We start from the raw sequence: 26648 nt of genomic DNA on the forward strand, positions 1-26648 counted from the left end.
GGCGGCCTGACGTTCGGCCTCGCGCCGTGCGGCGGCTTCGGCGGCCTGATGTTCAGCCTCGCGCCGTGCGGCGGCTTCGGCGGCCTGACGTTCGGCCTCGCGCCGTGCGGCGGCTTCGGCGGCCTGACGTTCGGCCTCGCGCCGTGCGGCGGCTTCGGCGGCCTGACGTTCGGCCTCGCGTCGTGCGGCGGCTTCGGCGGCCTGACGTTCGGCCTCGCGCCGTGCGGCGGCTTCGGCGGCCTGGCGTTCGGCCTCGCGTCGTGCGGCGGCTTCGGCGGCCTGACGTTCGGCCTCGCGCCGTGCGGCGGCTTCGGCCGCTTCGCGCTCGGCTTTTTCAGTCGCCTGGCGCTCGGCCAATCGACGTGCAGCGGCTGCCGCTGCCTGGCGTGCAGCATTGTCGGCAGCTTGACGTTCGGCTTCGCGGGCGGCTTGCGCACTCGCTTCCCGCTCAGCTCGCTCAGACGCTGAACGGCGAGCGACGAGAAAACGGATCAGAATAATACCCACTAATACAGCAACGGCGATCAACAGCAAGGTCTGAATCATGGTCATTGAACTGGTCCCTTCATCCTGGGCATTCACAAACATCGGCATCTGCCGATACACATTCGGCCGCTGTTCCATGCCTTGGCCGATGCGGCAACTTCATCCCTATCAACATGATAAAACGAATAACCAGGCAGTTGGGAGATCGATGGGCGATGAATCGGCAGACACCGATGAATAATACGGCCACATCTGTGCATGGCGGTGAGGCCCGGAAACTGAGAGAATCCGCCTTTGCGAAAAATATCAGCCAATCGGAAGCCATCGAATCGGCGCTGATCGACCCCAGTGAACATCTCGGGATGGGCAGCAAATCCCGGGTCATATACTGCTTTCGCACTCGACATACGAGTGCGGGCAGAGGAGGTATCAATGGCACCACAAAGCACTTCTGCCGACGTTTCACCGATCGACGAGATCATCGTCGAAATGCGCACCGGGCGTATGGTGGTTCTGGTGGACGAGGAAGATCGAGAAAATGAGGGCGACCTGGTGCTGGCTGCCGAGCATGTCACTCCCGAAGCGATCAACTTCATGGCCCGCTTTGGTCGTGGCCTGATCTGCCTGACGCTGACCGAGGCGCGCTGCCGGCAACTGGGCCTGGTGCCGATGGCACGCGACAACAAGAGTCCTTACAGCACGGCATTCACGGTTTCGATCGAAGCAGCCGAAGGCGTGACCACGGGTATCTCGGCACACGACCGCGCGCTGACCATTGTCGCCGCGGTGTCCCGCAACGCACGACCAGACGATATCGTGCAGCCAGGCCATGTCTTCCCGATCATGGCTCGCCCCGGCGGCGTCCTGGTGCGCGCCGGCCACACCGAAGCCGGCTGCGATCTGGCGCTGTTGGCCGGGCTCGAACCGGCGGCGGTGATCTGCGAAATCCTCAAGGAAGATGGCAGCATGGCTCGCCTTGACGATCTCGTCGCGTTTGCCCGTGCGCATGGCCTGAAGATTGGCACCATCGCCGATCTGATTCATTACCGGAGTCGGCACGAGACGCTGGTCGAGCGCACCCTCTCCAAACAGGTCGAGTCTGTGCACGGCGAATTCACCCTGCATGCCTATACTGACTGCACCTCGAACGAAGTGCACCTGGCACTGACCAAGGGAGAAATTCGCCCCGACAAGGAGACGCTGGTGCGCGTCCATGAACCGTTGTCGGTTGTCGATTTCCTCGATCCAAGGGGGGGGCGGCATACTTTTTCACTGCAGGTTGCACAGGCTGCGCTGGCGCGAGTGGACGCTGGCGTGATCGTGTTGCTGCATCGTCCCGAAAGCGGCCAGGACTTGCTCGCGCTACTCCGTGAACCGATCTCTGGAAAACCTCCGGCAACACGCTGGGACCCCCGCATCTACGGCATTGGCGCGCAGATTCTGCGCGACCTCGGCGTTGGCAAGATGAAACTCCTCTCAAGCCCGCGCCGGATGCCTAGCATGACCGGTTTTGACCTTGAAGTGACAGGTCACATCGCCACGCCGGCTGACCTTGAAAGACTCTAATGGGCACTCCGAAAAAACTTGCGAACATGCCTGCCATGGCACGTTACGAAAACATCTGTGAGTACGCCGCTTCGCTCAAGGGCGACGGACTGGCGATTGGCGTGGTCATGAGCCGCTTCAACCAGGACATCGGCGAAGGCCTGCTCAGCGCCTGTACGAGCGAACTGAAGCGTCTGGGTGTCGCCGAGGGCAGCATCCGCATCGCTACCGTCCCGGGCGCTCTGGAACTTCCTCTGGCTCTGCAGGGCATGGCAGGCAGCGGTCGTTTCCAGGCCCTGATCGCACTGGGTGCGGTGATTCGCGGCGAAACCTACCATTTCGAGATCGTCTCCAATGATTCCTGCCGGGCGCTGATGGAAGTGCAGTTGAAGAGCGGTATCCCGATTGCCAACGGTATTCTGACCTGTGAAGACGACGATCAGGCGCTCGCCCGCATGCAGCAGAAGGGGGTTGACTGCGCACAGGCCGCTGTCGAGATGGCCAATCTGCTGCGCGCACTCGGAGAATCCTCATGATGGCCGAGCAGTCGCCAACAACGCCAGCCGGCAAACCGGCTGTACCCAGGTCGCCACGCCGTCGGGCTCGTGAGTTCGTCCTGCAGGGACTCTATCAGTGGCGGGTGAGCGGTAACGACGAAGCTGCGATTGAAGCGCATCTGCGTGATATTGACGATTTCGACAAGGCCGACCGTGAATTCTTCGTCGGACTGCTGCGTGGCGTGCTCGCGCAGCGTCAGATTCTTGAGGAAAGACTGCAAGCCTATCTCGATCGTCCCTTCAACGACCTCTCACCGATCGAAGCCTGCGTTTTGCTGGCGGGTGCTTTCGAGTTGAGCAATTACCCGCAAACGCCGTATCGGGTGATCATCAACGAGTCGATCGAGTTGGCCAAAGGTTACGGTGGAACCGACGGCCACAAGTACGTGAACGGCGTCCTCGACAGACTCGCTGCCGGCTTGCGTCCGGCCGAGGTCGAAGCCAAGCGGACGGCGCGTGTCAAGGGCCGTCAAGTGGCGCGTTGAGGTACGGAATACCAGGCCCGGAAGCAGTGATGCCCAGCGAATTTGAACTGATCCGGAATCATTTCGTGCGACCGACGCCGCAAACAATTCTCGGTCCCGGCGACGACTGCGCGCTGATCGCTCCCGCACCGGGAATGCAGTTGGCGATCACCACTGACATGCTGATCACCGGCACCCATTTCCTGCCGGATACGGACCCCTGCCAGCTTGGCTGGAAAACTCTGGCAGTCAATCTCTCCGATCTTGCCGCGATGGGGGCCAGGCCACGCTGGGTCTTGCTTGCCGGTAGCCTGCCGGAAGTGAGCGAGCCATGGATCGCTGCCTTTGCCGACGGACTCTTTGCCTGCGCCAGGCACTACGGCGTCGATGTCATTGGGGGCGACACGACACGTGGCTCGCTCGCGTTCTGCCTGACGGCCATCGGGGAGATTCCCGCCGGCACGGCACTGCGCCGTGACCAGGCCTTGCTCGATGACGACCTCTGGGTTTCCGGGCAACCCGGCCTCGCGGCCCTGGGTCTGGCGCACCTGCAGGGGCGAACCATGCTCGCCGAACCACTGATCAAACCCTGCTTGGCTGCCCTGCAGCGGCCACTGGCGCGCGTCGAACTGGGGTTTGAGCTACGCCGGCGTGGTCTGGCGCATGCTGCCATCGATGTCTCCGATGGTCTGCTCGCCGATCTTGGCCACATCCTCGAAAGGTCGGCGGTTGCCGCCGAGCTTTTTTTGGCGCAATTACCACCGTTACCGGCGACAGCAGACCCCGTGCTGGCCCGCCAATGCCAGCTCGCCGGCGGTGACGATTACGAACTGGTGTTCTCCGCGGCACCCGCAAAGCGCGCCGAAATTACCGCCCTCGCCGACCAGCTGGCTTTGCCGCTCTGGCGTTGTGGCCGGGTCGTCGGCGCCGCCCCCGGCCAGTTGACGCTGTTCGACGACCAGGGACGGGTGGTGCCGATCAACGACAAGGGTTACGATCACTTTGGCTAGTCCGCCTTCACTTCAATTCCTGCTGGCACATCCCGCGCATTTGGTTGCCTGTGGTTTTGGCAGTGGCCTGTCGCCACTTGCGCCGGGAACGGTAGGCACCCTTTTCGCCTGGCTTGCATTCCCCTGGCTACGTTCGTCGATGAGCGATTTCGAACTGCTCGGGTTTCTCCTGCTCTGTTTCATCGGCGGCGTGCTGGCGGTTCACAAGACCGGTGTCGATCTCGGGGTCATTGATCACGGCAGTATCGTCTGGGACGAAATCGTTCCCTTCTGGCTGGTACTGTTGTTCTGCCCGCCGCACTGGCCATGGCAGGCTACCGCCTTCTGCCTGTTCCGCTTCTTCGACATCGTCAAACTACAACCGGCGCGCTACTTCGATGAGAAGGTCAAGAACGGCTTTGGTGTGATGTGTGACGACCTGATGGCGGCGGGATATACGCTGCTGGTTCTGGCCATCCTGCGCTTCGTACGTACATGAGCCGGCACGATCAAGCCTCCCTGGAAACGCTGGCCACTGCAGTCGGTCAGTTGCTGCTGGCGAATGGCGAGCGCCTGGCGACAGCCGAATCCTGTACCGGCGGCTGGCTGGGACAGTGCCTGACCGCGGTCGCCGGGAGTTCTGCTTGGTTCGAACGTGGTTTCATTACTTATTCCAATGACGCCAAGATCGAGCTTCTCGGTGTTACCGCAGACACCCTCGCTGCGCACGGCGCAGTCAGCGAAGCAACTGCCATGGCGATGGCCCTGGGCACACTACAGCGCAGCCGTGCCGACTGGGCGCTGGCCATCACGGGCGTCGCAGGTCCGGGCGGGGGAGGGCCAGGCCGTCCAGTCGGTACCGTCTGCTTTGCCTGGGCCGGGCCGGATGGGCATGTTGTTTCATCTACTCGTCATTTTCAGGGTAACCGCGAGTCGGTGCGGGCGCAATCGGTTGCGCATGCCCTGCTCGGGCTTCTCGAACAGGCCGGGAGCCGTCTGGTCTGACGATTTCGACAGCGGTCTGCCGCTTCGCCTGGATGAGCCACTGCACCTGTCATTTCGGTGAATCAACTCCGCCATATAATAAGAGGATTCACCCGAATGTGCCTTCCCCTCAAGCCCAATGCGCGCAGGCATCATGAACGCATCTGTTTTCCGGTTATTGCGACTCCCTTGGCTCCTGCCGATCCTGCTTTGTCCTGCCGGAATGGTCGAGGCGGTGGCGCTTGGCAAGATGACCGTGCTGTCAAGCCTTGGATCGCGCTTCGAAGCCGAGGTACCCCTTCTTGATGTATCGGCCGACAAGCAACCGCTGGCCGAATGTTTCCATCTTGGCCAGAAGAGCCAGGCCGGCGAGAGCGTGGGGGTGCCGCTGCTGGTTCGCGGTCGCCTTACCATTGAGCAGCGCGGCGCTGGGCTGCATTTGCATATTGTTTCCGACCAGGTCGTCAACGAACCGGTATTGCAGGTCAATGTGCATGCCGGTTGCGGCGCCGAGGTGGTACGCAAGTATCTGCTGCTGATCGATCCTCCCCTGGCCAGGAAACCTGCGGTGGGCCTGCCGGCCATTCGTGCGGCAGCGGTCCCTGAGCCGGAGCCGGTTTTCCGATCGCGGCCGGCCGCCGGCCTGCAGCCCGGCAACAGCCGGCAAGTGCTGTCGGCAGTGCGGCCTGTCGCGAATCCCGGCGCAGGCGCTGCGGGCGATACGCCATCCAGCTTGCGACCGGAACGGCCACTTTCCCGGAAACCCTCCTCTGGTTCTGGCGCAATCGACCGCCTGCTCCTTTCCGGCGGTACCGACCGCCATCTGTCCGGGATCGCCGACGACCTGCCCTTGCGTTTGAGTACCAGACTATCGGTTCAACTACTGAACAAGATGACTGAGAGTCAGCGTTCGATGTTGCGTATCGAGTACCAGCTCTTGTCGGCACTGCACACGCAAGCCGAACAGCAACTGGCTGTTGCGGAACAGGTTCGGCGGCTGGATGCGACGCTCAACGATCTGCAGAGGAAGAACCTGGGTCAGGGCGGGCAGCAGACACTCGTCGCCGCGGCGATACCGGCCAGCGCGCCCGTGCAGTCGGCCACCGCGCCAACCCGGATGACGGCACTGCCGGTAGCGCAAGTGACCGAGAAAACGGATTGGTGGCTTGAGGGCGGGCTGCTGTTCGGGCTGGTTGTCGGTTTGACCTGGTTCCTTCGCCGCCGCTCCGGCAACGCTTCCCGCTTGTCGGAAGTAGCTGACCCGACGCTTCCGCCGGGCGATTTCAGTGCAGCTGTCGACAGAAATCGCCCACCCATTCGGCTCGCAGAGCACCCGGTGATTGTTGCCGAGGGCAAGCCCAGGATGGATGCTCCACTGATTCCGGATGGTGTTACGAGCGACTTGGTGGCACGCGACGACGATGAAGTGACGGCGGTACTGCAACTTGCCGAAATCATGATCTCTTTCGGACGCGTCACGGGCGCTGCACAGGTTTTGGAAGAGTTCATCGAACAAAAGCCGACGCTCGCAGTGACTCCCTGGTTGAAACTGCTCGAGGTTTACCGGCAAAACGAGCAGCGTGAGGCCTTCGAAGTGCTCGGAGTGCGGCTCAAACGCCACTTCAATGTCGCTGCAGCGGATTGGGAAAGTGCTGGGGAACTCGTTGAACCGGTCTTCGCTGCCAGCGATGAACAGCCCGGGTCGATTGATCAACTGCTGGCGCGCCTTCCCAGGGTCGGGCAATTGCCGCATATCAGGGTCGCGGTGACACGTACCTGGGGTTCTTCCGAGTGCCTGGCCTACCTGCACGGACTCTTGCGCGACAACCGCGATGGCGAGCGCAGAGGCTTTCCTCTGGGTACCGCGCGTGAATTGCTGTTTCTGATCGACCTTCTCGAAAAGCATCTCGCGCGCCAGACCTGATGCTCGCAGGCAGAATGACCGCGTACGCTGGTCATTTTCATAGGGCTGTATATAATCACATATTTTTTCGGCGATGCGGATGTGGACATGATCTGCGTGGTCGAACGTGGGATAATCCCTCTCATTCAAGAAAAAGGACAGGCAACAATGAACGACAACAAGTCGAAGGCGCTGGCTGCTGCGTTGGCCCAGATCGAAAAGCAGTTTGGCAAGGGTTCGATCATGAAGATGGGCGAGGGGAGCGTCGTAACCGACCTCTCGGTGGTTTCCACCGGCTCACTGGGACTCGATATCGCACTGGGCATCGGCGGTTTGCCGCGTGGCCGCGTGGTCGAGATTTATGGCCCGGAATCCTCGGGCAAGACGACCCTGGCCCTGCAGGTGATTGCCGAAATGCAGAAACTCGGAGGAACGGCCGCCTTCATCGATGCCGAGCATGCGCTCGATCCGGGCTATGCCCAGAAATTGGGTGTGGATCTTGATGAGCTGCTGATCTCCCAGCCGGACACCGGCGAACAGGCTCTGGAAATCGCCGACATGCTGGTGCGCTCGGCCAGTGTCGATGTGGTGGTGATCGATTCGGTTGCAGCACTCGTACCGAAAGCAGAGATCGACGGCGAAATGGGCGACTCACTGCCTGGTCTGCAAGCTCGTCTGATGAGTCAGGCGCTGCGCAAGCTGACGGCCAACATCAACCGCACCAATACCCTGGTCATTTTCATCAACCAGATTCGGATGAAAATCGGCGTCATGTTCGGCAGTCCGGAAGTGACCACCGGCGGCAACGCCCTCAAGTTTTACGCTTCGGTACGCCTCGACATCCGCCGCATTGGCAGCATCAAGAAGGGGGATGAAGTCATTGGCAACGAAACCCGGGTCAAGGTCGTCAAGAACAAGGTTGCTCCCCCTTTCCGCGAAGCCATATTCGATATCCTTTACGGCGAAGGAACCTCGCGCGAAGGCGAGATCATCGAACTTGGGGTACTGCATAAACTGGTCGACAAATCGGGATCCTGGTACGCCTACAATGGCGAGAAGATTGGCCAGGGCAAGGACAATGCCCGCGAATATCTCAAGAGCAGGCCGCAAATCGCGGAAGAAATCGAGGCCAGAATCCGTGCCGCGGTGAAAGTCCCATCCCCTGTAGCGGCTATCGCTTCATAAGGGTTCGACGATGCGGGACGCTTTGCGCGAACGGGCTCTGCGCTTGCTCGCCCGCCGTGAATACACGCGTCAGGAACTGTCGCACAAGATTACCCTCTTTGCTGAATCGGCGGAGCAGCTGGAGGCCCTGCTCGACGATCTGACGAACAGGCATCTGCTTTCCGATCAACGTTACGCGGAAGCGCGGCGCAATTCGCGAGCGCCGCACCTGGGTGACGCGCGTCTGGCGTACGAACTCCGTTCCAAAGGAGTGGCTGCTGAACTGGTGTGCGCGACACTGGCCGCTGGAGAAGACGAATTGACGCGCGCACGCCGAGTCTGGCAGCGGCGCTTTGGCAGTCTGGCTGATGTGGGGGATGCTGCCGGGCAAGCTCGGCAAATACGCTTTCTGGCCGGGCGGGGATTTTCAGGCGAGACCATTCGGCGCTTGCTGAGCAGCAGCGCCACTCTTGAAGACGATTGAGCCATGTCAGACCAACAGAGCACACTGTCGACCCATCACCTTCACAAGCGCTACAAGTCCCGTACGGTGGTCCATGATGTTTCCTTCGAAGTGGTCAGCGGAGAGGTGGTCGGGTTGCTCGGTCCGAACGGTGCAGGCAAGACGACGTGTTTCTATATGGTGGTCGGCCTGGTCGCGTGTGATGGCGGCGACGTTCATCTCGACAACGAAAAGCTGACTCACTTGCCGATACACCAGCGCGCTCGCCTGGGTGTTTCTTATCTTCCGCAGGAGGCTTCCGTCTTTCGCAAGCTGACGGTCAGTGAGAACATCCGCGCTGTGCTCGAATTACAAAAGTTGTCAGCAGATGAAATCGCAGGCCGTACGGATGATCTGCTCGAAGAGTTGCACATCAGTCACCTGCACGCCAGTCCCTCAACTTCCTTGTCCGGAGGGGAGCGGAGGCGAGTTGAAATCGCACGTGCACTGGCCAGTAGTCCACGTTTCATTCTGCTCGACGAGCCTTTCGCCGGCGTCGACCCGATCGCTGTGCTCGACATCCAGAAGATCATCCGCTTCCTCAAGGAACGCGGGATCGGGGTGCTGATTACCGACCACAACGTTCGCGAAACGCTGGGGATCTGTGACCACGCGTACATCATCAACGAAGGGAGTGTCCTTGCCGCTGGCCGGCCCGACGAAATCATTTATAATGAAAACGTTCGAAAGGTGTACCTGGGTGAGAATTTTCGCCTCTGAACCCGACGCCCTTCAGCCATAATTCGAGAACCAGACGGGCAACTCCCTTGCCAATGCGGTGGCTTACCCGGTTCCGTGCATGAAACCATCCCTCCAGCTCAGGCTTTCGCAGCATCTTGCGTTGACCCCGCAACTGCAGCAATCGATCCGATTGCTGCAGTTGTCGACGATCGAACTCGAACACGAACTGGAAAAGTACCTGCTTGATAACCCGCTGCTCGAACGGGCAGAGGAATACCCTACGCTTGCGGCGGCGCATGGCGAAAGTGGTGAGGGCGTTTTTCCAGAAACGGAAGGGGGCGACACGCCAGGTGAGCGCCCCTCTGCTGAAGACGAAGGCTGGCTGGACGACCATCCTGCCTCCTTTGGTTCCTCTGGTTCCTTCGATGACGAAGATGGCGAGAGCGACTATCAGGACATCCAGGCAAGCACGCTCTCGCTGCGCGAGCACTTGTTGTGGCAGCTTGGTCTGATGACGCTCTCCGACCGTGACCGTGTGCTGGTTCGCTGCCTGGTGGAAGCACTGGACGATGACGGCTACCTGACCCAGTCGCTCGATGAACTGGTTGAAGTCATGCCCGTCGAACTGGAGATTGCACCGGAAGAACTGCGGATCGCGCTCAATCATCTGCAGTGCTTTGATCCAACCGGCGTCGGCGCGCGCAGCGCGCAGGAGTGCCTGCTGCTGCAACTCGAGGCACTGCCAATGGATGGCACCTGTACGCTGGCACAGGAGATCGTGCGCACACATCTGGAACTGCTGGCCAGCCATGATTTTGCCAAGATCAAAAAGCTGACGGGTTGTGAGGATGATGCCCTGCGCGCAGCACACTTGCTGATCTGCAGCCTGAATCCACGGCCTGGAGCCGCATACGCTTGTCCTGAAACCCGTTACATCACCCCTGATGTGGTAGTCCGCAAAGTCCGCGGACAGTGGTCGGTCAATGTCAATGCCGACGCCTTTCCGCGATTGCGGATCAACAGTCTCTACGCCCAGATTCTATCCAGGCAGCGTGGATCGGGCCTCGCCGGGCAACTCCAGGAAGCGCGCTGGCTGATCAGGAACGTACAGCAACGGTTTGACACAATCCTGCGTGTAGCGCAGGCTATTGTGGAACGTCAGCGCCAATTTCTCGATCACGGAGAAGTCGCGATGCGGCCGCTGGTCCTGCGCGAAATTGCCGAAGCCCTGGGTCTGCATGAATCAACCATCTCGCGGGTGACGACTCAGAAGTACATGGCGACCCCGCGCGGGATTTTTGAATTGAAATATTTTTTTGGCAGCCACGTCAGCACGGAAGCTGGCGGGGCCTGTTCGGCAACGGCCATTCGTGCATTGATCAAGCAGATGATCAGCGCTGAAGAGCCTAGCAAGCCTCTCTCGGATAGCCAGATATCCGAGGTTCTTGGTCAGCAGGGCATTGTCGTGGCACGGCGCACAATTGCAAAATACCGTGAAGCGCTCAGTATCCCGCCGGTCAATTTACGCAAGTCCATTTAGAAGAAGGAGTCACATCATGAATCTGCAAGTCAGTGGACACCGCCTCGAGATCACCCCGGCCCTACGCGATTACGTCACCGGCAAGCTCGAACGAATCATTCGTCATTTTGATAACCTGATAGACGTAAACGTGATTCTGTCGGTGGATAAACTGAACCAGAAAGCCGAAGTGACAGTTCATCTCGCTGGCAAGGATGTCTACGTGGAGTCGGTGGACGAAGACCTTTATGCAGCCGTGGATGGTCTGGTCGACAAGCTGGAGCGTCAGGTCCAGAAGTACAAGCAGAAGTTGCAGGACCACCATCGCGGAAACAAGATTACCGATCACATCGTCGCCGAGTGATGTGAGTGTAGTTTGCCCACGGACTAGGCGGCAAGCCCGCTCGTCCGTGCGCTTCCTTTTTTATTAATCCACGTCCGCTTTTTCGGGTTTTTGTCGCATGAGCCAGATCACCCAACTACTCCCCCTCGAAAACATCATTCTTGATCTCGACGCGAGCAGCAAGAAACGCGTCTTTGAACACGCGGGGCTTCTTTTCGAAAATTATCTGGGCATTGCCCGCAGTACGGTGTTCGACAGTCTGTTTGCACGCGAGAAGCTCGGCTCGACCGGTCTCGGTCAGGGAGTGGCCATCCCTCATGGCCGGATCAAGGGATTGAAAGATGCCACGGGCGCTTTCCTGCGACTTGCTGCACCGGTACCCTTTGATTCTCCCGATGGCAAGCCGGTCTCACTGCTCTTTATCCTGCTTGTCCCGGAAGTGGCGACCGAGCAACACCTGCAAATCCTCTCCGAACTGGCACAACACTTTTCCGACCGCAATTGCCGCGAAGCCCTTTCCAAGGCCGCCAACCCGAGTAGCATTCTTCAGCTCTTTGCCGACTGAGCATGAACGCCCGGCGTCAATCCAGCGTAGCCCAGCTTTATGAGGATCATCGCGACAAACTAAAGCTTTCCTGGGTCATTGCCGTCGGCATTGACCGAGCGATCGAACTCAAGGAACAGGGCTATTTTGGCGCTGACGTCGTTGGCCACCTCAACCTGATTCATCCGGAGCGGCTACAAGTAATCGGTCGCGCCGAACAAGCCTGGGGCTACCGTGTGACCCCGGAGCGTCTGCGCTCGCAGGTGAAGGAACTGATGGCTGCCAAGCCCCCGGCGCTGATTATCGCTGACGATCTTGAGATCCTGCCGGCGATTCATGAAGCCTGCGAGGCTACGCAGACCCCCCTGTTTGTCAGTCCGAAGCCCTGCTCGGCGGTAATCGAGCTGTTGCGTATCTATCTTTCCCGTCGGTTGGCCGGTTCGACATCAGTGCACGGCGTGCTGATGGATGTTTTCGGGATGGGGGTTCTGATTACCGGCGATTCTGGAGTCGGCAAAAGCGAACTCGCTCTGGAACTGATCTCGCGCGGTCACGGTCTGGTTGCTGATGATGTCGTCGAGCTGGCCTGTATCGCACCGACCACGATCGAGGGGCGCTGTCCGAGCATGCTGCGGGACTATCTTGAAGTCCGTGGTCTAGGCCTCCTCAACATTCGCACCATCTTCGGGGAAACTGCTTCGCGCCGGAAGATGAAACTGAAGCTGATCGCCCACTTGCAAAAGCAGATCAGTGGTTCGGATGGTCCGCGTCTGCCTCTGGACGCGCAAAACCAGGAAATTCTTGGCGTGCCCATACGCAAAGTGGTCATTCCCGTCGCTGCCGGGAGAAACATTGCGGTTCTCCTCGAGGCGGCGGTACGCAATAGCATTCTTCAGCTTCGCGGCATCGACAGCATGGGAGATTTCATTAACCGCCAGCAGCAGGCGCTTCTTGACGACGACTTGTAGCAATGGCTTAATCACCAGCTTGCTCACCCCCAAGGAGAGCCATGCCCGGCCTGTGATCTGCAGCCGAATCCATCAGCCAAAGGCAAGCCACGTAACCATGGTGGTGGCGCTTGAGCCGCTTGGCCAGACGCTGCTCGGCTTCCCGATGCGTGGCGCAGAGATCGTTCAGGAACGCATGGCAGGCTGCCCAGCGACCTTCCGGTGTGCGCAACACGACGACCGGGCGACCGCCGTCAAGAGTGGCGACCAGGCAAGGCCAATCACTTTCCACCCAGGAGGCGGTAACCAGATCCATCGCCTCGTGGCGTGGTATGCATAAAGCGACCAAGGCATCTATGGGGGAATCACGTTCGATACAAACGATCGCTGGAAAATAGCCGTGACCAGATCGGTGGGTGGATGTGTTCATGATGGTGAACTTCTAGCATCCTTGGCTACACTTGTAAATTCCCGACCGTGCACAGAAGCATTCTTCAATTACCTGGGTTTCACCGCATGCAAGTCACGGATTTCGATGTTCTTATCGTTGGTGGCGGCCTCGCCGGTCTTTCTCTGGCCTGCGCACTGCGCGACACGCGCCTCGGGGTTGCCTTGGTCGAACAGCGCCCGCCACGGCCTGCTCCAGGCTGGGATGCGCGTGTTTACGCGATTTCTCCGGCCAATGCTGACTTCCTGCGGGCAATCGGGGTCTGGAAGCACCTGCCGACAGAGCGCATGGCGCCAATTTCAGCCATGAAAATCTTTGGCGACAGTCATGCAGAACTCGATTTTTCGGCTTATGAGACCGGTGTTCCAGAACTCGGCTGGATTCTTGAATCATCGCTGATGGCCTGCGAACTCTGGGAAAGCATCAAACGTCAGGGCAACCTTACCCTGCTTTGCCCGGCCTCGCCCAAAGTCCTGGAAATGAGTTCTGGGGCCGCTCAACTGACTCTTGCTGACGGTCGATCATTATCTGCCCGGCTGCTCGTCGGCGCTGATGGGCGAGATTCCTGGGTCCGTGAAGTTCTGGGCGTGCGGACGATCAATACGCCCTACGGCGAGATGGGACTGGTTGCCAATTTCGAGTGCCAGCGTCCGCATCACGGCATTGCACGCCAATGGTTTCGCCACGACGGGGTGCTGGCCTGGTTGCCGATGGCGGGTCATCGCCTTTCCATCGTCTGGTCTACGCCTGACGAAAACGCGCTGGCCATGCTGGCACTGCCAGCCGAGGAACTATGCGCCCAGGTTGCCGCCGCCGGCAATCACGAACTGGGTGCTTTCCGGTTACTGACTCCCGCGACAGCCTTTCCGTTACGTCTGATGCAGGTGCCCCGGATCGTTGCCCCGCGGCTGGCACTGCTTGGCGACGCGGCACATGGCATTCACCCGCTTTCCGGGCACGGTATCAATCTCGGCTACCAGGATGCGAAGGCTCTGGCCGGTCTGCTGGTGGCCACGCCGGATTGGCAGGACATCGGGAGCGAGCGCCTGCTGGCTCGCTATCAACGACAAAGGCGCGAGGAAACGCTGCTCCTGCAGACCATTACGCATGCCCTGCACCAACTCTTCCGGCAGACCTTGCCCGGACTCAAGCCTTTGCGCAATTTCGGAATGAACCTGACCAATGCTTTACCCGTCCTAAAAAATCTACTTGTGCGCTACGCCATTGGCGCATTCTGATGCCTTCCCTTTACCCGGAGAAATTACCGATGTATAAACGATTCGTACCGTTTGCGCTCGCCTCAGTTCTCAGCCTGTCTGCTCTCGCGGACGAAGCCAGCGTCAAGAAAGCGGTGGAAGGCAAGCTCGAACGTGCGGTGAGCAGCGTCACCAAGACCCCGTACCTGGGTCTCTACGAAGTCTACGTCGATGGCCAGATTGTCTATACCGACGAGAAGGTTTCAGCGCTGCTCCTGGGGGCTCTGATCGATGCCAAGACGATGAAGAACGTGACCGACGAGCGGATGCAGAAGCTGAACGCAATCAAGTTTTCTGACTTGCCGTTGACGCTGGCGGTGAAGCAGGTGCGTGGTGATGGCAAACGTGTTTTCGCCACTTTCGAGGATCCGAACTGCGGTTACTGCAAGAAATTGGCCAGGGATATCGCCCGGCTCGACAATGTGACGATTTACACTTTTCTTTATCCGATCCTCTCGCCGGATTCACTGGAGAAATCGAATCAGATCTGGTGTGCCGCAGACAAGGCCAAGGCCTGGAATGACTGGATGATCGATGGCAAGGCTCCCACAGGCAAAGGGGATTGCGATACCAGCGCGGTCAGGAAAACCATCGAGACCGGCCGCAAGTTGGCGATCAATGGTACGCCGACGGTTTTCTTCGCGGATGGGGAGCGGATCCCCGGAGCTGTGCCGCTGGCCAGGATTGAACAGAAACTCTCACAAGTCCAGGCCCAGGGCAAATAGCGCATATACGACCGTTGGAGGCACGGGGGACCGGCGCTTGCAGAAAACGGTATTCAGTGACCTCTAACAGGAAAAACCTGCCGACCGTAGTTGATCGAAAGGGAACTGATCAACGGGTATTCCGCCAACTGCCTGGCAATCTCGCGCTCAGCCTTGCTGACTCCGGCAGGGTCACCAAGGGACTGGCGAGGCAGGAGTAACTCGGCTTCGATGCGGCCATTGAGATAGTGCAGGATGACTCGCCGGGGTTCCGGAAGATCGGTGAGGATGGGGGCCAGCTCCATCATCAGTTCGCTGCGGTCGGGCATGCTCTGGAGTCGGCTGTCGTGGTTCAGATCGTCCTCGACGTCGACATGAACGAGCACATCTGAAACTGAAGAGTGGCTGTCGAGGACGCGCTTGCGGGTCATTTCGGCGATACGGTGACCTTCCGAAACACTGATGCGTGCGTCGACACAGACATGTGCATCGACCAGTGAGCGATGCGCCATGCGACGGGTGCGCAGTTCGTGGAGATTTCTGACACCGGGGGTGTCAATGATCACTTGGCGGATGCTGTCGACTTCCTCGACCGACAAGCCGGTGTCGATCAGTTCCAGGACGGCATCCCAGGCGAATACTACGCCCATCCGGACGATCATGAAGCCGACGATGACTGCGGCCACCGAGTCGGCAAAGTTGTAGCCCATCAGATTGCCGACGATTCCCAGGGCCACCACCAGTGACGAAGCGGCGTCGGAGCGGGCATGCCAGGCGTTGGCGATCAGCATCGGTGAGCGCAGGCGCTCACCGACATGCAGCATGTAGCGGAACAGACCCTCCTTCGCCGCCAGCGCAAGGATCGCCGTCCATAACGCCAGTTGCTGTACCGGCGGCAAGTTGTCGAGGTTTTGCAGTTTGACCCCGGCGCCCCAGATGATGCCGGCGCCAGTGACTGCCAGAATCGCGCCAAGCGCAAACGATGCCGCCGTTTCAATGCGGGCATGGCCGTAGGGATGGCGTTCGTCGGCAGGATCCTTGCTGTGGTGAGCGGCGAAGAGCACCAGGAAATCACAGACCAGATCGGACAGCGAATGCAGGCCATCGGCGATCAAACCTTGGGAATGGGCAACGATGCCGGCGACAACCTGCGCGCTGGTCAGGAAAATATTCACGACCACGCTGATCCAGGTGACACGCTGTGTCATACCGTGCCGCCCTGGGTCGTCGAATGAGATTTCAGGCGTGTCGTGACGGTTGCCCATGACTTGGCTCCTTTCTGATCAACCGCTCGGCAGCCAGTCCCGAGCGAGTGGTGCACTGTTCAATGGCCGAGCGAACTCACTACCTGCGAGAAGGTTTGTGCGATTTCCGCTGACTGTGCAAGTCCCATCTCACGTTCGATCCTGGACAGGGAAAAGATGCCACAGAGGATGTGATTGTCTTCTTCATCGTGGTCTACGACCAGACAATAAGGCGTTCCCAATTCCTTCAGGGTCGCCACGACGTTGCCGACTCTGGCCGTGTGCACATCCCTGAGATGCATCACTTCGACTTCATCATGTTGTTTGATCATCACATCGCCGACCACCAGTTCGCCGGGACGGACACCCATCGTATGGGCTATGGCCAGCGGCCGGTGGCCCCTGGTCCCGGCTTCGGTGACGATCCCCTGCAACTGCCGCTGCCCGTCGGCCACCAGCAGATAATGCACATGGCACAGCGCCATGATTTTGTTGGCATCGTCAAGCGAGGCATCGCGTGCAATCGTGATCGGCGTCATGTGCTGAAAATCGGTCATGACTCGCTGCGCCGGAGAATTGGCATCAACCGGAGCGACCGTTGTTGCCATTCTCGGGAGGTAACAGGGGACGCCTCTCTTGAGCCGGGTCCAGGGTAAGGGCTTGAAACGAGTATCTGGCATTTCCGGACTCCTTCTGATCAATGGTAATTCGAGGATTAAAGCACTGTGCCGGATTTCTGACAAGCACTGGCTGTGCTGGCAGCGGGTGCTTGCGGTTTGGCGTCGACGGCCGGTCGGGCGTTGCCGCGGCCGGCTTCGAATTGCCCAAAAAGAGGGGTCTTTCCGGTATAATCCTGCGGCTTGCAAAGAACCAAGCGGGAGGGCTGTGTGCTCGTCCCGCTTTTGCGTATCTACAGCTTGGACTGGCGGCAAACTCAACCGCAGCCACCACAGGAGTCCTTCGTGTCCTTGTTACCCACTCTTCCGCCGGCGATTCTCGCACTGGCCGACGGCACGATTTTCCGCGGCCTGGCGATCGGCGCCGGAGGCTGTACCAGCGGTGAAGTCGTGTTCAACACGGCGATGACGGGCTATCAGGAAATACTGACCGATCCCTCGTACTGTCGTCAGATCGTCACCCTAACCTACCCGCATATCGGCAACGTTGGCTGCAATGCCGAGGACTTCGAATCGCTTGGTAACCATGCTGCCGGGCTGGTGATTCGTGACCTGCCGGTTCGGGCAGCGAATTGGCGGCTGCAGGAGACGCTGTCAGAGTATCTGCAGAAACATGGCATCGTTGCGATTGCCGGTATCGACACGCGCAAGCTGACCCGTTTGCTGCGGGAAAAGGGCGCGCAGGCGGGCTGCATCATGGCCGTCGAGGTCGATGACCGGCGCGCGCTTGCCGAAGCAGTTGCTTTCCCCGGTCTCGCCGGAATGGACCTTGCCAGGGTGGTCAGTGTTCAGTCGTCCTACGATTGGACAGGCGGGCAATGGCGCCTGGGTGGCTATGGCGCTGCGCCGTCGCCGCTGTGGCATGTCGTTGCCTACGATTTTGGTGTCAAACACAACATTCTGCGTTTGCTGGCGGCACGTGGCTGTCGGGTGACGGTGGTGCCAGCCCAGACTACGGCGGCAGAAGTTCTCGGGCTGCAGCCGAACGGGGTGTTCCTTTCGAATGGACCCGGTGACCCTGAGCCTTGCGATTACGCGATCACTGCGATTCGTGAAATCCTGGCCAGACGCGTACCGACTTTCGGGATCTGCCTGGGTCACCAGTTGCTGGCGCTCGCTTCGGGTGCCAGGACGATGAAAATGAAGTTTGGCCATCACGGCGCCAACCACCCGGTCAAGGATCTCCAGACAGGGCAGGTCCTGATTACCAGCCAGAATCATGGCTTTGCGGTGGACGTCGAGACCCTGCCGGCCAACCTGCTGGCAACGCACGTGTCGCTGTTTGACGGATCCCTGCAGGGCCTGGCGCGTAGCGATCTGCCGGCCTTTTCCTTTCAGGGCCACCCGGAAGCCAGTCCAGGGCCGCACGATATCGCCTACCTGTTCGATCGCTTTATCAAGATGATGCAAGACGAAAAGGCGAAACATGCCCAAACGCACTGACCTCAAGAGCATTCTGATCATCGGCGCTGGTCCGATCGTCATCGGACAGGCCTGTGAGTTTGATTATTCCGGTGCACAAGCCTGCAAGGCACTGCGCGAGGAAGGCTACCGGGTGATTCTGGTGAACTCCAATCCGGCCACGATCATGACCGATCCGGAAATGGCGGATGTCACCTATATCGAGCCGATCAACTGGAGAGTCGTCGAGAAAATCATCAGCAAGGAGCGTCCTGATGCGCTGCTGCCGACCATGGGTGGGCAAACAGCGCTGAATTGTGCGCTTGATCTGGCCAGGCATGGCGTTCTCGAACGCTTTGGCGTCGAGATGATCGGGGCCACCAGGGAAGCCATCGACAAGGCCGAGGACCGTGAAAAATTCAAGGCGGCGATGACCCGCATTGGTCTCGGGTCGGCTCGTTCGGCGATGGCGCATTCGCTGGAGGAGGCACTGCAGGTGCAGGCGATGATCGGCTATCCGGCAATCATCCGGCCATCGTTCACCATGGGCGGTTCGGGTGGCGGCATTGCCTACAACCAGGAAGAATTCGTCGAAATCTGCAAACGCGGACTTGAAGCCAGCCCGACCAGCGAGTTGCTGATCGAGGAGTCACTGATCGGCTGGAAAGAGTTCGAGATGGAAGTGGTGCGCGATCGCAAGGACAACTGCATCATCGTCTGTGCGATCGAGAACCTCGACCCGATGGGGGTGCACACCGGGGACTCGATTACCGTGGCACCGGCGCAGACGCTGACCGACAAGGAATACCAGATCATGCGCAACGCCTCGGTAGCGGTGTTGCGCGAAGTGGGCGTCGATACCGGCGGCTCGAACGTCCAGTTCGCAATCTGCCCTCAGACCGGGCGGATGATCGTCATCGAGATGAACCCGCGTGTTTCGCGTTCTTCGGCACTGGCGTCAAAGGCCACCGGCTTCCCGATTGCCAAGGTGGCGGCAAAGTTGGCGGTGGGCCATACGCTCGATGAACTGGCTAACGACATCACTGGTGGCAAGACCCCGGCCTCTTTCGAGCCGTCGATCGATTATGTGGTCACCAAGGTGCCCCGTTTCGCCTTCGAAAAATTCCCCGAGGCCGATTCGCGGCTGACCACACAGATGAAATCGGTGGGTGAGGTCATGGCCATCGGGCGAACTTTCCAGGAATCGTTGCAAAAAGCCTTGCGCGGCCTCGAGATCGGCGTCGACGGCTTCGATGAACGCAGTGTCGACCGCGAAGAAATCGAGATGGCACTCAGCGAGGCGCGCCCGGAACGTCTCTGGTACGTTGCCGATGCCTTCCGGATCGGTCTGAACCTGAACGAAATTCATCGGCTGACGGCCATCGATCCGTGGTTTCTGGCGCAGATCGAAGATCTTTACAAGAAAGCGGAACGTATCCGCGGCAGGCCGCTCGCTTCCCTGTCGCGCGACGAATTGTGGTATCTCAAACGTGCCGGTTTTTCGGACAAACGGCTGGCGACCCTGATGCGGACGACGCAGACGGCCGTTCGTGAGCGCCGCCATGCGTTGCAAATCCGCCCGGTCTTCAAGCGTGTCGATACCTGCGCGGCCGAGTTTGCCACCGATACCGCTTATCTTTACTCCACCTATGAGGAAGAGTGCGAGGCGAATCCCGGCGATCGGAAAAAAATCATGGTTCTCGGGGGCGGCCCGAATCGCATCGGCCAGGGAATCGAGTTCGACTATTGCTGCGTGCATGCGGCGCTCGCGCTGCGTGCCGACGGTTACGAGACGATCATGGTCAACTGCAATCCGGAAACGGTATCCACGGACTATGATACTTCCGACCGCCTTTACTTCGAACCGCTGACGCTCGAGGACGTGCTGGAAATCGTCGCCGTGGAGAAACCGCTGGGGGTCATCGTTCAGTATGGCGGACAGACGCCGCTGAAGCTGGCGCGTGACCTTGAAGCCAACGGCGTACCGATCATCGGCACTAGCCCGGACATGATCGACGCGGCCGAAGATCGCGAGCGATTCCAGAAGCTGCTTCAGGATCTTGGCCTCAGACAACCGGCCAACCGGACTGCCCGCACCGAACCCGAGGCGTTGCGCCTGGCAGCCGAAATCGGCTATCCCCTGGTGGTTCGTCCCTCGTATGTACTCGGTGGCCGGGCAATGGAAATCGTCCATGAGGAGCGCGACCTTGAACGCTACATGCGTGAAGCCGTCAAGGTTTCCAACGATTCACCGGTATTGCTCGACCGTTTCCTGAACGATGCCTGCGAGGTGGACGTCGATGCCCTTTGCGACGGCCAGGAAGTTCTCATCGGTGGAGTGATGGAGCATATCGAACAGGCCGGCGTGCATTCCGGTGATTCTGCGTGTTCGCTGCCTCCCTATTCGCTGTCCACCGAGTTGCAGGATGAACTGCGCCGGCAGACGCGGCTGATGGCCATGGGGCTGAAGGTCTGTGGTCTGATGAATGTCCAGTTCGCGATCCAGAGAGGGAGGGTTTTTGTCCTTGAAGTCAACCCTCGCGCATCGCGTACGGTCCCTTTTGTTTCCAAGGCCACTGGGCTACAGCTCGCAAAGATCGCTGCCCGCTGCATGGTCGGGCAATCGCTTGCCAGCCAGGGGCTCTTTCAGGAAATCGTCCCGAATTATTTCTCGGTCAAGGAAGCCGTTTTTCCCTTCGCCAAGTTCCGCGGCGTCGATACCATTCTTGGCCCCGAAATGAAGTCGACAGGGGAGGTGATGGGAGTTGGACTCAGCTTTTCCGAAGCCTTTGTCAAGAGCCAGTCGGCGGCCAGCGTCCGCCTCCCGAGTTCGGGGCAGGTGTTCATCAGCGTCAAGGAGTCGGACAAGCCGAAGGCGGTGAATATTGCCCGTGAACTGCAGGCGGCAGGGTTCACGCTGATTGCCACACGCGGTACGGCGGCGGCCATTGCGGCAGCGGGAATTGCCGTAACGCCGGTAAACAAAGTGACCGAAGGGCGTCCACATGTGGTCGACATGATCAAGAACAACGAGATTGTCCTGATCATCAATACCGTGGACGAAAAGCGCAAGGCCATCAGCGACTCTCGCTCGATCCGCACCTCTGGCCTGGCGGCACGGGTGACGATCTATACGACGATCTGGGGTGCGGAAGCGGCTGCAGATGGAATCAGGAATCGTGGCGAACTGGTCGTCTATCCGATACAGGATTTGCACGCACAACTGAATCAGATTGGTTAACCGATGGAACCGTCGAATCCGCCGATCAGGTGGGTGCCGGCAGTTTGGCAGTGAATGAGATGAGCAAAATACCTGTAACCGTCAATGGCGCCGAGAAACTCCGCGCCGAACTGCATAAGCTGAAAACCGTCGAACGGCCACGCGCCATCGCGGCGATTGCCGAGGCGCGTTCGCACGGCGATCTCTCGGAGAATGCCGAGTACGATGCCGCCAAGGAGCGGCAGGGATTCGTCGAAGGCCGCATCAAGGAAATCGAGAGCAAACTCGCGAATGCACAGATCATCGATCCGAAGCTGCTCGACGCCGATGGACGTTGCGTTTTCGGGGCAACGCTCGATCTCGAGGACCAGGAAACCGGCCTCAGCGTCAGTTATCAGATTGTGGGTGAGGACGAGGCCGACATCAAGGCGGGCAAAATTTCGATCAACTCACCGATCGCCCGTGCGCTGATCGGTAAATTTGCCGGTGACATCGCTGAGGTGCAGGCTCCCGGTGGTATTCGCGAGTACGAAATCGTCGAAGTACGCTACGAGTAGGCGACCCCATGCGACGCCTCGCAGATGCCCTGTACGACGTGATGCTGACCCTCTGGGTGGGTGGCCTGTGGGCGATCGGCTATCTCGTGGCGCCGACGCTGTTCGTCGTGCTGGGTAGCGACCGTCAAACGGCAGGCATGCTTGCCGGCAAGCTCTTCGAACTGATGGGCTGGGTGGGCTTGGCCTGTGCAAGCTACCTGTTGTTGTTCATGTTGCTGCGTAGTGGCAGCGCGGTCATGCGGCGCTGGCGCTTCTGGTTGTTGCTGTTGATGCTCGTGCTTACCGCGGTCAGTCTGTTCGGACTGCAACCGCTGTTGGCGCAGCTCAAAGCCGACGCCTTGCCGCGCGAAGTGATGGAGAGCGTGTTGCGGAACCGTTTCGCCGCCTGGCATGGCGTGTCGAGCATCCTCTACCTCGTTCAGAGCGTACTTGGCTTGCTGCTCGTGACCAGTGCCGGGCGTGGCGCCCGGTAAGGTCGTGTGCTGGAAGAAAGACTCGCGCTGTTCCGGAGACGCTTTCTCTGGCGACTTCCAGTGGCAGCGGGATCAGCGCTGCGAACCCTCCTGGAGGCTGCGTTTTCTGGAGCGCTGATCAATGGGTCTTGAGCGCGCTCTGGTCGCTTGGGCTGATTTGTCTGCCGGCGGACGCCAGATTACCAGAAGTTTTCCAATATGCTGGACTGGCGCTGCGTCGAGCTGGTCACAAAGTATCGAAAGAAATTGCTCTCGGACTTCCCGGTCATCGTGATAGACCCGGATCTTGATCAGTCCGTGGCTGGCGAGACTGACATTGATCTCCTTGACGACCGACTCGGAGAGACCCCTGTGGCTGATCGAGACCACGGGATGCAGGGAATGCGTACGGGCACGCAAGGCGCGGCGCTCGTCGGAACTGAGGTTGAGCATGCAGGATACCTTTTTTGAAGTCTCCATTTTAACGGTTTTCGGCGAATGAATCGAAGTCGATCGAGCAATGCCTGGCTGCGTGAGCACGTCAACGACGCCTATGTGCAGCGGGCGAGGGCTGAAGGCTTCCGCTCGCGCGCCGCTTACAAGCTGGTCGAGATCGATGACAAGGACCATCTGATCCATCCTGGCGACGTCATCGTCGACCTGGGGGCAACTCCTGGAGGCTGGTCGCAGGTCGCAGCGAAGAGAATACAGGGCCAAGGTCGTGTCATCGCCGTCGATCTGCTGGAGATGGTGCCTTTGCGCGGCGTGACCTTTGTTCGGGGTGATTTCCGCGAGCAGGAAGTGCTCGATATTCTCGGAAATCTGCTGGGGACTGAAAAAGTCGGGCTTGTTCTTTCCGACATGTCGCCTAATATATCTGGCGTCTCGGCCTGCGACCAGGCCCGCGGCATGTACCTCGCCGAGCTGGCTCTGGAGTTCGCTCGTAACTGGCTGAAACCAGACGGCGCTTTTCTGGTCAAATTTTTTCAGGGTCATCACTTTGCCGATTTCCTGTCGGAGATGCGCAAGAACTTTAAATTGGTATCCGCGCGCAAGCCGGACGCATCACGCGATCGCAGTCCGGAAGTCTATTTGCTGGGCAGGATCCTGAAAGCGTGAACGTGTCATCGATGTCGCTTGTACTTCAGCAGGCGCGAATCGGTTTAGAATGTATAAGTGTGAACTTGTGGAATGGCAAGGTTTCGCGAGAAATCCCGGACCAGGCAACGTGGAAGAGGTGAAGCATTGAATAACATGTTCAAGAATCTGGCAGTCTGGCTGGTGATCGGTCTCGTTTTGATGACGGTGTTCAACCAGTTCAACAATCGCCAGGTAACCCAGTCGTCGATGGAGTACTCACAGTTTATCGAGGAAGTGGGCAAGGGAACGATCGCCAAGGTGGTCATCGAGGGTCGTGTGCTCAAGGCAACGACGACTGACGGCCGCAAACTGACCAGCTACGCGCCACCCGATCTGTGGATGGTTTCCGATCTGCTCAAACATGGGGTCAAGATCGAGGCCAAGCCCGAGGAAGAGCAATCGTTCCTGATGAGCATCTTCGTCAGCTGGTTCCCGATGTTGCTCTTGATCGGCGTGTGGATTTTCTTCATGCGCCAGATGCAGGGCGGCGGACGCGGCGGTGCCTTTTCGTTCGGCAAGAGCAAGGCACGGCTGCTCGACGAGTCGACCAATACGATCACGTTTGCTGACGTCGCCGGGTGTGACGAGGCCAAGGAAGAAGTATCGGAACTCGTTGATTTTCTGCGCGATCCGTCGAAATTCCAGAAACTCGGCGGGCGTATCCCGAAGGGCGTGTTGCTGGTTGGCAACCCCGGTACTGGCAAGACCTTGCTTGCCAAGGCGATTGCCGGCGAGGCCAAGGTGCCTTTCTTCTCGATTTCTGGTTCCGACTTCGTCGAGATGTTCGTCGGTGTCGGTGCGGCGCGCGTTCGCGACATGTTCGAGAACGCCAAAAAACATGCTCCCTGCATCATCTTCATCGATGAGCTGGATGCGGTGGGTCGTCAGCGCGGTGCCGGACTTGGCGGTGGCAATGACGAACGCGAGCAGACGCTCAACCAGATGCTGGTCGAGATGGACGGCTTCGAGGCCAGTGTCGGGGTCATCGTGATCGCTGCCACCAACCGTCCCGACGTACTCGACCCGGCGCTGATGCGTCCGGGACGTTTCGACCGTCAGGTGGTCGTCCCGCTTCCCGATATCCGTGGGCGCGAACAGATTCTCGTGGTGCATATGCGCAAGGTGCCGCTGTCCCCCGACGTCAAGGCGGACATCATCGCCCGCGGGACACCCGGATTTTCCGGGGCTGACCTGGCCAACCTAGTTAACGAAGCGGCCCTGTTCGCGGCGCGTGGCAACAAGCGCCTGGTCGACATGGAAGACTTCGAAAAGGCCAAGGACAAGATCATGATGGGTGCCGAGCGCCGCAGCATGGTCATGAACGAAGACGAGAGACGCAATACGGCTTATCACGAATCCGGGCACGCAGTGGTTGCCAAGCTGATGCCGAAATCCGATCCCGTACATAAGGTGACCATCATCCCGCGCGGTCGTGCGCTCGGCCTGACCATGCAATTGCCGGAAGAGGATCGCTACGCTTACGACCGCGTCTATCTGATGAGTCGGATTGCCGTGCTGTTCGGTGGGCGCATCGCTGAAGAGCTGTTCATGAACCAGATGACCACTGGTGCTTCGAACGACTTTGAACGGGCAACACAAATGGCCCGTGATATGGTCACCCGTTATGGTATGTCCGATGCACTGGGTCCGATGGTTTATGGGGAAAACGATGGTGAAGTTTTCCTCGGGCGCTCGGTCACCACGCACAAGAACATGTCCGAAGCGACGATGGAGAAGGTCGACGCGGAAATCCGCCGGATCATCGACGAGCAGTATGCTCTGGCACGTCGATTGCTCGATAGTCATCGCGACAAGGTCGAAGCGATGGCTGCGGCATTGCTCGAACTGGAAACGATCGACGCCGACCAGATCAACGACATCATGGAAGGCAAGCCGCCAAGACCACCCAAACAGCCACCGGCGCCGTCGTCGAACAAGCCGGATCACAATGCGCCGGACGCTGCCCCCAGCGCAACCGCTCCGGCCTGAGTGGCGTAGCGGGAGGAAGCCACTGGCCCGCCAACGGCAAGTTGATCTGACACCTGTTCCGCTTTTCCGATGCTGCTTCGCTGCGGGAATCATAGACTCTCTCTTGCCCGCCCGCTGGTGATGGGAATCGTCAATCTGACAGAGGATTCGTTGTCCGGTGACGGTTTGGCGAACGATACTGCCAGGGCCATCGAGCACGCTCACCGACAGATTGGCGAAGGTGCGGATATCCTCGATATCGGGGCCGAATCGTCGCGTCCAGGTGCCGTGCCGACAAGTGTTGAAGATGAACTCGGTCGCCTGCTGCCGGTGCTGGACGCCCTGGCTGGCTGTGGCGTGCCGATTTCGGTCGACACCTATAAGCCTGAGGTGATGCGCGCGGCGCTGCTGCACGGCGCTTCGATGATCAATGACATTTACGCGCTGCGTATGCCCGGCGCACTCGCAGCGGTAGCCGATAGCGATTGTGCAATCTGCCTGATGCACATGCGCGGCGAGCCATTGACGATGCAGGAGAATCCCGTCTACACCGACGTCGTTACCGAGGTCCGGGACTTCCTACATAGCCGCCTTACCCTGGCCAGAACAGCCGGGATCGCGAGTGATCGTCTGGTCCTTGATCCGGGCTTTGGCTTTGGCAAGACATTGCACCACAACCTCGAAATGCTGCGTCGCTTCGCCGAGTTGACGCTGACCGGACTGCCTGTGCTGGCGGGCATATCACGCAAATCGATGCTCGGCGCCATCACTGCGCGGATGGTCGAAGACCGCCTGGCGGCCAGCGTCGCCGCCGCTTTGCTGGCCGCGCAACGCGGTGCGCGCCTGTTGCGTGTTCACGATGTCGCGCAGACACGCGACGCCCTGGCCGTCTGGCTCGCGGTGGAAAATCAATAATCCGTGCAGTGCTTGTGCCTTACTTGACAGTCGGTTCT

The 26648-nt window shown here is 59.5% G+C and carries 27 protein-coding genes and 1 pseudogene; 24 read left to right on the top strand and 4 right to left on the bottom strand.

Going from position 1 to position 26648, the window contains the following annotated elements:
- The 15 genes and pseudogenes from V5B39_RS11705 to hprK all read left to right on the top strand — a co-directional run.
- Positions 1-468, top strand: a pseudogene (locus tag V5B39_RS11705) (hypothetical protein); the annotation flags it as partial.
- A 450-nt stretch (positions 469-918) separates the two neighbouring features.
- Complete coding sequence (gene ribBA, locus V5B39_RS11710; protein WP_332343073.1) at positions 919-2052, top strand: bifunctional 3,4-dihydroxy-2-butanone-4-phosphate synthase/GTP cyclohydrolase II; 1134 nt, start codon at positions 919-921, stop codon at positions 2050-2052.
- A 35-nt stretch (positions 2053-2087) separates the two neighbouring features.
- The gene (gene ribH, locus V5B39_RS11715) at positions 2088-2567 is read left to right on the top strand and encodes a 6,7-dimethyl-8-ribityllumazine synthase (protein WP_332343074.1); all 480 of its coding nucleotides are present in this window, start codon (positions 2088-2090) and stop codon (positions 2565-2567) included.
- The gene (gene nusB, locus V5B39_RS11720) at positions 2567-3073 is read left to right on the top strand and encodes a transcription antitermination factor NusB (RefSeq protein WP_332343110.1); all 507 of its coding nucleotides are present in this window, start codon (positions 2567-2569) and stop codon (positions 3071-3073) included. Before ribH ends, nusB begins: the two co-directional genes overlap by 1 nt.
- A gap of 29 nt (positions 3074-3102) precedes the next feature.
- Positions 3103-4062 (top strand): thiamine-phosphate kinase, encoded by a 960-nt coding sequence (gene thiL / locus V5B39_RS11725; RefSeq protein ID WP_332343075.1) that lies wholly within the window; start codon positions 3103-3105, stop codon positions 4060-4062.
- A complete protein-coding gene (locus V5B39_RS11730) occupies positions 4049-4540 on the top strand; it encodes a phosphatidylglycerophosphatase A family protein (protein ID WP_332343111.1) in 492 nt (163 codons plus the stop codon). Before thiL ends, V5B39_RS11730 begins: the two co-directional genes overlap by 14 nt.
- Positions 4537-5046, top strand: a complete 510-nt coding sequence (locus tag V5B39_RS11735; RefSeq protein ID WP_332343076.1) for a CinA family protein — start codon at positions 4537-4539, stop codon at positions 5044-5046. The genes V5B39_RS11730 and V5B39_RS11735 overlap by 4 nt, the downstream gene beginning before the upstream one ends.
- A gap of 133 nt (positions 5047-5179) precedes the next feature.
- A complete protein-coding gene (locus V5B39_RS11740; protein WP_332343077.1) occupies positions 5180-6949 on the top strand; it encodes a type IV pilus assembly protein FimV in 1770 nt (589 codons plus the stop codon).
- Positions 6950-7096: 147 nt separating this feature from the next.
- The gene (gene recA / locus V5B39_RS11745) at positions 7097-8113 is read left to right on the top strand and encodes a recombinase RecA (RefSeq protein WP_332343078.1); all 1017 of its coding nucleotides are present in this window, start codon (positions 7097-7099) and stop codon (positions 8111-8113) included.
- Between the two features lie 10 nt (positions 8114-8123).
- Positions 8124-8576, top strand: coding sequence for a regulatory protein RecX (locus tag V5B39_RS11750; RefSeq protein ID WP_332343079.1), 453 nt, complete (start codon positions 8124-8126; stop codon positions 8574-8576).
- A gap of 3 nt (positions 8577-8579) precedes the next feature.
- Positions 8580-9314: an LPS export ABC transporter ATP-binding protein gene (gene lptB / locus V5B39_RS11755; RefSeq protein ID WP_332343080.1), complete on the top strand. Its 735-nt coding sequence runs from the start codon at positions 8580-8582 to the stop codon at positions 9312-9314.
- 79 nt (positions 9315-9393) lie between these two features.
- Positions 9394-10815: an RNA polymerase factor sigma-54 gene (locus V5B39_RS11760; protein WP_332343081.1), complete on the top strand. Its 1422-nt coding sequence runs from the start codon at positions 9394-9396 to the stop codon at positions 10813-10815.
- 16 nt (positions 10816-10831) lie between these two features.
- Positions 10832-11158, top strand: a complete 327-nt coding sequence (hpf, locus tag V5B39_RS11765; RefSeq protein WP_034918439.1) for a ribosome hibernation-promoting factor, HPF/YfiA family — start codon at positions 10832-10834, stop codon at positions 11156-11158.
- Positions 11159-11255: 97 nt separating this feature from the next.
- Complete coding sequence (gene ptsN / locus V5B39_RS11770; RefSeq protein WP_332343082.1) at positions 11256-11702, top strand: PTS IIA-like nitrogen regulatory protein PtsN; 447 nt, start codon at positions 11256-11258, stop codon at positions 11700-11702.
- Between the two features lie 2 nt (positions 11703-11704).
- Entirely contained in the window at positions 11705-12649 is a 945-nt protein-coding gene (gene hprK, locus V5B39_RS11775; protein ID WP_332343083.1) for an HPr(Ser) kinase/phosphatase, read from the top strand.
- 7 nt (positions 12650-12656) lie between these two features.
- Here hprK and V5B39_RS11780 read toward each other — a convergent pair whose 3' ends face one another.
- Complete coding sequence (locus tag V5B39_RS11780; protein WP_332343084.1) at positions 12657-13058, bottom strand: hypothetical protein; 402 nt, start codon at positions 13056-13058, stop codon at positions 12657-12659.
- A gap of 86 nt (positions 13059-13144) precedes the next feature.
- Here V5B39_RS11780 and V5B39_RS11785 point away from each other — a divergent pair, with 86 nt between their 5' ends.
- Together V5B39_RS11785 and V5B39_RS11790 are read left to right on the top strand one after the other, a co-directional pair.
- Entirely contained in the window at positions 13145-14314 is a 1170-nt protein-coding gene (locus V5B39_RS11785; protein WP_332343085.1) for a UbiH/UbiF family hydroxylase, read from the top strand.
- 29 nt (positions 14315-14343) lie between these two features.
- Entirely contained in the window at positions 14344-15057 is a 714-nt protein-coding gene (locus V5B39_RS11790; RefSeq protein WP_332343086.1) for a DsbC family protein, read from the top strand.
- Positions 15058-15110: 53 nt separating this feature from the next.
- On the opposite strand, the gene V5B39_RS11795 is transcribed toward V5B39_RS11790, so the two are convergent.
- On the bottom strand, positions 15111-16301 hold the full coding sequence (locus V5B39_RS11795) for a cation diffusion facilitator family transporter (protein ID WP_332343087.1): 1191 nt from the start codon (positions 16299-16301) through the stop codon (positions 15111-15113).
- Positions 16302-16360: 59 nt separating this feature from the next.
- Positions 16361-16837 (bottom strand): CBS domain-containing protein, encoded by a 477-nt coding sequence (locus V5B39_RS11800; protein ID WP_332343088.1) that lies wholly within the window; start codon positions 16835-16837, stop codon positions 16361-16363.
- A gap of 411 nt (positions 16838-17248) precedes the next feature.
- On the opposite strand from V5B39_RS11800, the gene carA reads away from it, so the two are divergent.
- From carA to V5B39_RS11820, 4 genes are read left to right on the top strand one after another with little or no spacing between them, the layout of a single operon-like run.
- Complete coding sequence (gene carA, locus V5B39_RS11805; RefSeq protein WP_332343112.1) at positions 17249-18400, top strand: glutamine-hydrolyzing carbamoyl-phosphate synthase small subunit; 1152 nt, start codon at positions 17249-17251, stop codon at positions 18398-18400.
- Positions 18384-21599 carry a carbamoyl-phosphate synthase large subunit gene (gene carB, locus V5B39_RS11810; RefSeq protein WP_332343089.1) on the top strand — a complete coding sequence of 1072 codons (3216 nt, stop codon included), beginning with the start codon at positions 18384-18386 and terminating at the stop codon, positions 21597-21599. Before carA ends, carB begins: the two co-directional genes overlap by 17 nt.
- 59 nt (positions 21600-21658) lie before the next feature.
- Entirely contained in the window at positions 21659-22135 is a 477-nt protein-coding gene (gene greA, locus V5B39_RS11815) for a transcription elongation factor GreA (protein WP_332343090.1), read from the top strand.
- An 8-nt stretch (positions 22136-22143) separates the two neighbouring features.
- On the top strand, positions 22144-22608 hold the full coding sequence (locus V5B39_RS11820; RefSeq protein WP_332343091.1) for a DUF4149 domain-containing protein: 465 nt from the start codon (positions 22144-22146) through the stop codon (positions 22606-22608).
- A 72-nt stretch (positions 22609-22680) separates the two neighbouring features.
- Here V5B39_RS11820 and V5B39_RS11825 read toward each other — a convergent pair whose 3' ends face one another.
- Positions 22681-23040, bottom strand: a complete 360-nt coding sequence (locus tag V5B39_RS11825) for a YhbY family RNA-binding protein (RefSeq protein WP_332343092.1) — start codon at positions 23038-23040, stop codon at positions 22681-22683.
- Positions 23041-23085: 45 nt separating this feature from the next.
- On the opposite strand from V5B39_RS11825, the gene V5B39_RS11830 reads away from it, so the two are divergent.
- From V5B39_RS11830 to folP, 3 genes are all read left to right on the top strand, one after another.
- Positions 23086-23706, top strand: a complete 621-nt coding sequence (locus tag V5B39_RS11830; protein ID WP_332343093.1) for an RlmE family RNA methyltransferase — start codon at positions 23086-23088, stop codon at positions 23704-23706.
- Positions 23707-23832: 126 nt separating this feature from the next.
- The gene (ftsH, locus tag V5B39_RS11835; RefSeq protein WP_332343094.1) at positions 23833-25716 is read left to right on the top strand and encodes an ATP-dependent zinc metalloprotease FtsH; all 1884 of its coding nucleotides are present in this window, start codon (positions 23833-23835) and stop codon (positions 25714-25716) included.
- 69 nt (positions 25717-25785) lie between these two features.
- Positions 25786-26610 carry a dihydropteroate synthase gene (folP, locus tag V5B39_RS11840; protein WP_332343095.1) on the top strand — a complete coding sequence of 275 codons (825 nt, stop codon included), beginning with the start codon at positions 25786-25788 and terminating at the stop codon, positions 26608-26610.
- The last annotated feature ends 38 nt before the right edge of the window (positions 26611-26648 follow it).

It is taken from the genome of Accumulibacter sp., from assembly GCF_036625275.1.
In the GTDB taxonomy this organism is placed as follows: Bacteria; Pseudomonadota; Gammaproteobacteria; order Burkholderiales; family Rhodocyclaceae; genus Accumulibacter.

Bases quoted from the DNA above. Each gene is read 5' to 3' on its own strand.
- ribBA (WP_332343073.1), top strand. From the start codon at position 919: ATGGCACCACAAAGCACTTCTGCCGACGTTTCACCGATCGACGAGATC.
- ribH (WP_332343074.1), top strand. From the start codon at position 2,088: ATGGCACGTTACGAAAACATCTGTGAGTACGCCGCTTCGCTCAAGGGC.
- nusB (WP_332343110.1), top strand. From the start codon at position 2,567: ATGGCCGAGCAGTCGCCAACAACGCCAGCCGGCAAACCGGCTGTACCC.
- thiL (WP_332343075.1), top strand. From the start codon at position 3,103: ATGCCCAGCGAATTTGAACTGATCCGGAATCATTTCGTGCGACCGACG.
- V5B39_RS11735 (WP_332343076.1), top strand. From the start codon at position 4,537: ATGAGCCGGCACGATCAAGCCTCCCTGGAAACGCTGGCCACTGCAGTC.
- V5B39_RS11740 (WP_332343077.1), top strand. From the start codon at position 5,180: ATGAACGCATCTGTTTTCCGGTTATTGCGACTCCCTTGGCTCCTGCCG.
- recA (WP_332343078.1), top strand. From the start codon at position 7,097: ATGAACGACAACAAGTCGAAGGCGCTGGCTGCTGCGTTGGCCCAGATC.
- V5B39_RS11750 (WP_332343079.1), top strand. From the start codon at position 8,124: ATGCGGGACGCTTTGCGCGAACGGGCTCTGCGCTTGCTCGCCCGCCGT.
- lptB (WP_332343080.1), top strand. From the start codon at position 8,580: ATGTCAGACCAACAGAGCACACTGTCGACCCATCACCTTCACAAGCGC.
- V5B39_RS11760 (WP_332343081.1), top strand. From the start codon at position 9,394: ATGAAACCATCCCTCCAGCTCAGGCTTTCGCAGCATCTTGCGTTGACC.
- hpf (WP_034918439.1), top strand. From the start codon at position 10,832: ATGAATCTGCAAGTCAGTGGACACCGCCTCGAGATCACCCCGGCCCTA.
- ptsN (WP_332343082.1), top strand. From the start codon at position 11,256: ATGAGCCAGATCACCCAACTACTCCCCCTCGAAAACATCATTCTTGAT.
- hprK (WP_332343083.1), top strand. From the start codon at position 11,705: ATGAACGCCCGGCGTCAATCCAGCGTAGCCCAGCTTTATGAGGATCAT.
- V5B39_RS11780 (WP_332343084.1), bottom strand. From the start codon at position 13,058: ATGAACACATCCACCCACCGATCTGGTCACGGCTATTTTCCAGCGATC.
- V5B39_RS11785 (WP_332343085.1), top strand. From the start codon at position 13,145: ATGCAAGTCACGGATTTCGATGTTCTTATCGTTGGTGGCGGCCTCGCC.
- V5B39_RS11790 (WP_332343086.1), top strand. From the start codon at position 14,344: ATGTATAAACGATTCGTACCGTTTGCGCTCGCCTCAGTTCTCAGCCTG.
- V5B39_RS11795 (WP_332343087.1), bottom strand. From the start codon at position 16,301: ATGGGCAACCGTCACGACACGCCTGAAATCTCATTCGACGACCCAGGG.
- V5B39_RS11800 (WP_332343088.1), bottom strand. From the start codon at position 16,837: ATGACCGATTTTCAGCACATGACGCCGATCACGATTGCACGCGATGCC.
- carB (WP_332343089.1), top strand. From the start codon at position 18,384: ATGCCCAAACGCACTGACCTCAAGAGCATTCTGATCATCGGCGCTGGT.
- greA (WP_332343090.1), top strand. From the start codon at position 21,659: ATGAGCAAAATACCTGTAACCGTCAATGGCGCCGAGAAACTCCGCGCC.
- V5B39_RS11820 (WP_332343091.1), top strand. From the start codon at position 22,144: ATGCGACGCCTCGCAGATGCCCTGTACGACGTGATGCTGACCCTCTGG.
- V5B39_RS11825 (WP_332343092.1), bottom strand. From the start codon at position 23,040: ATGCTCAACCTCAGTTCCGACGAGCGCCGCGCCTTGCGTGCCCGTACG.
- V5B39_RS11830 (WP_332343093.1), top strand. From the start codon at position 23,086: ATGAATCGAAGTCGATCGAGCAATGCCTGGCTGCGTGAGCACGTCAAC.
- folP (WP_332343095.1), top strand. From the start codon at position 25,786: ATGCTGCTTCGCTGCGGGAATCATAGACTCTCTCTTGCCCGCCCGCTG.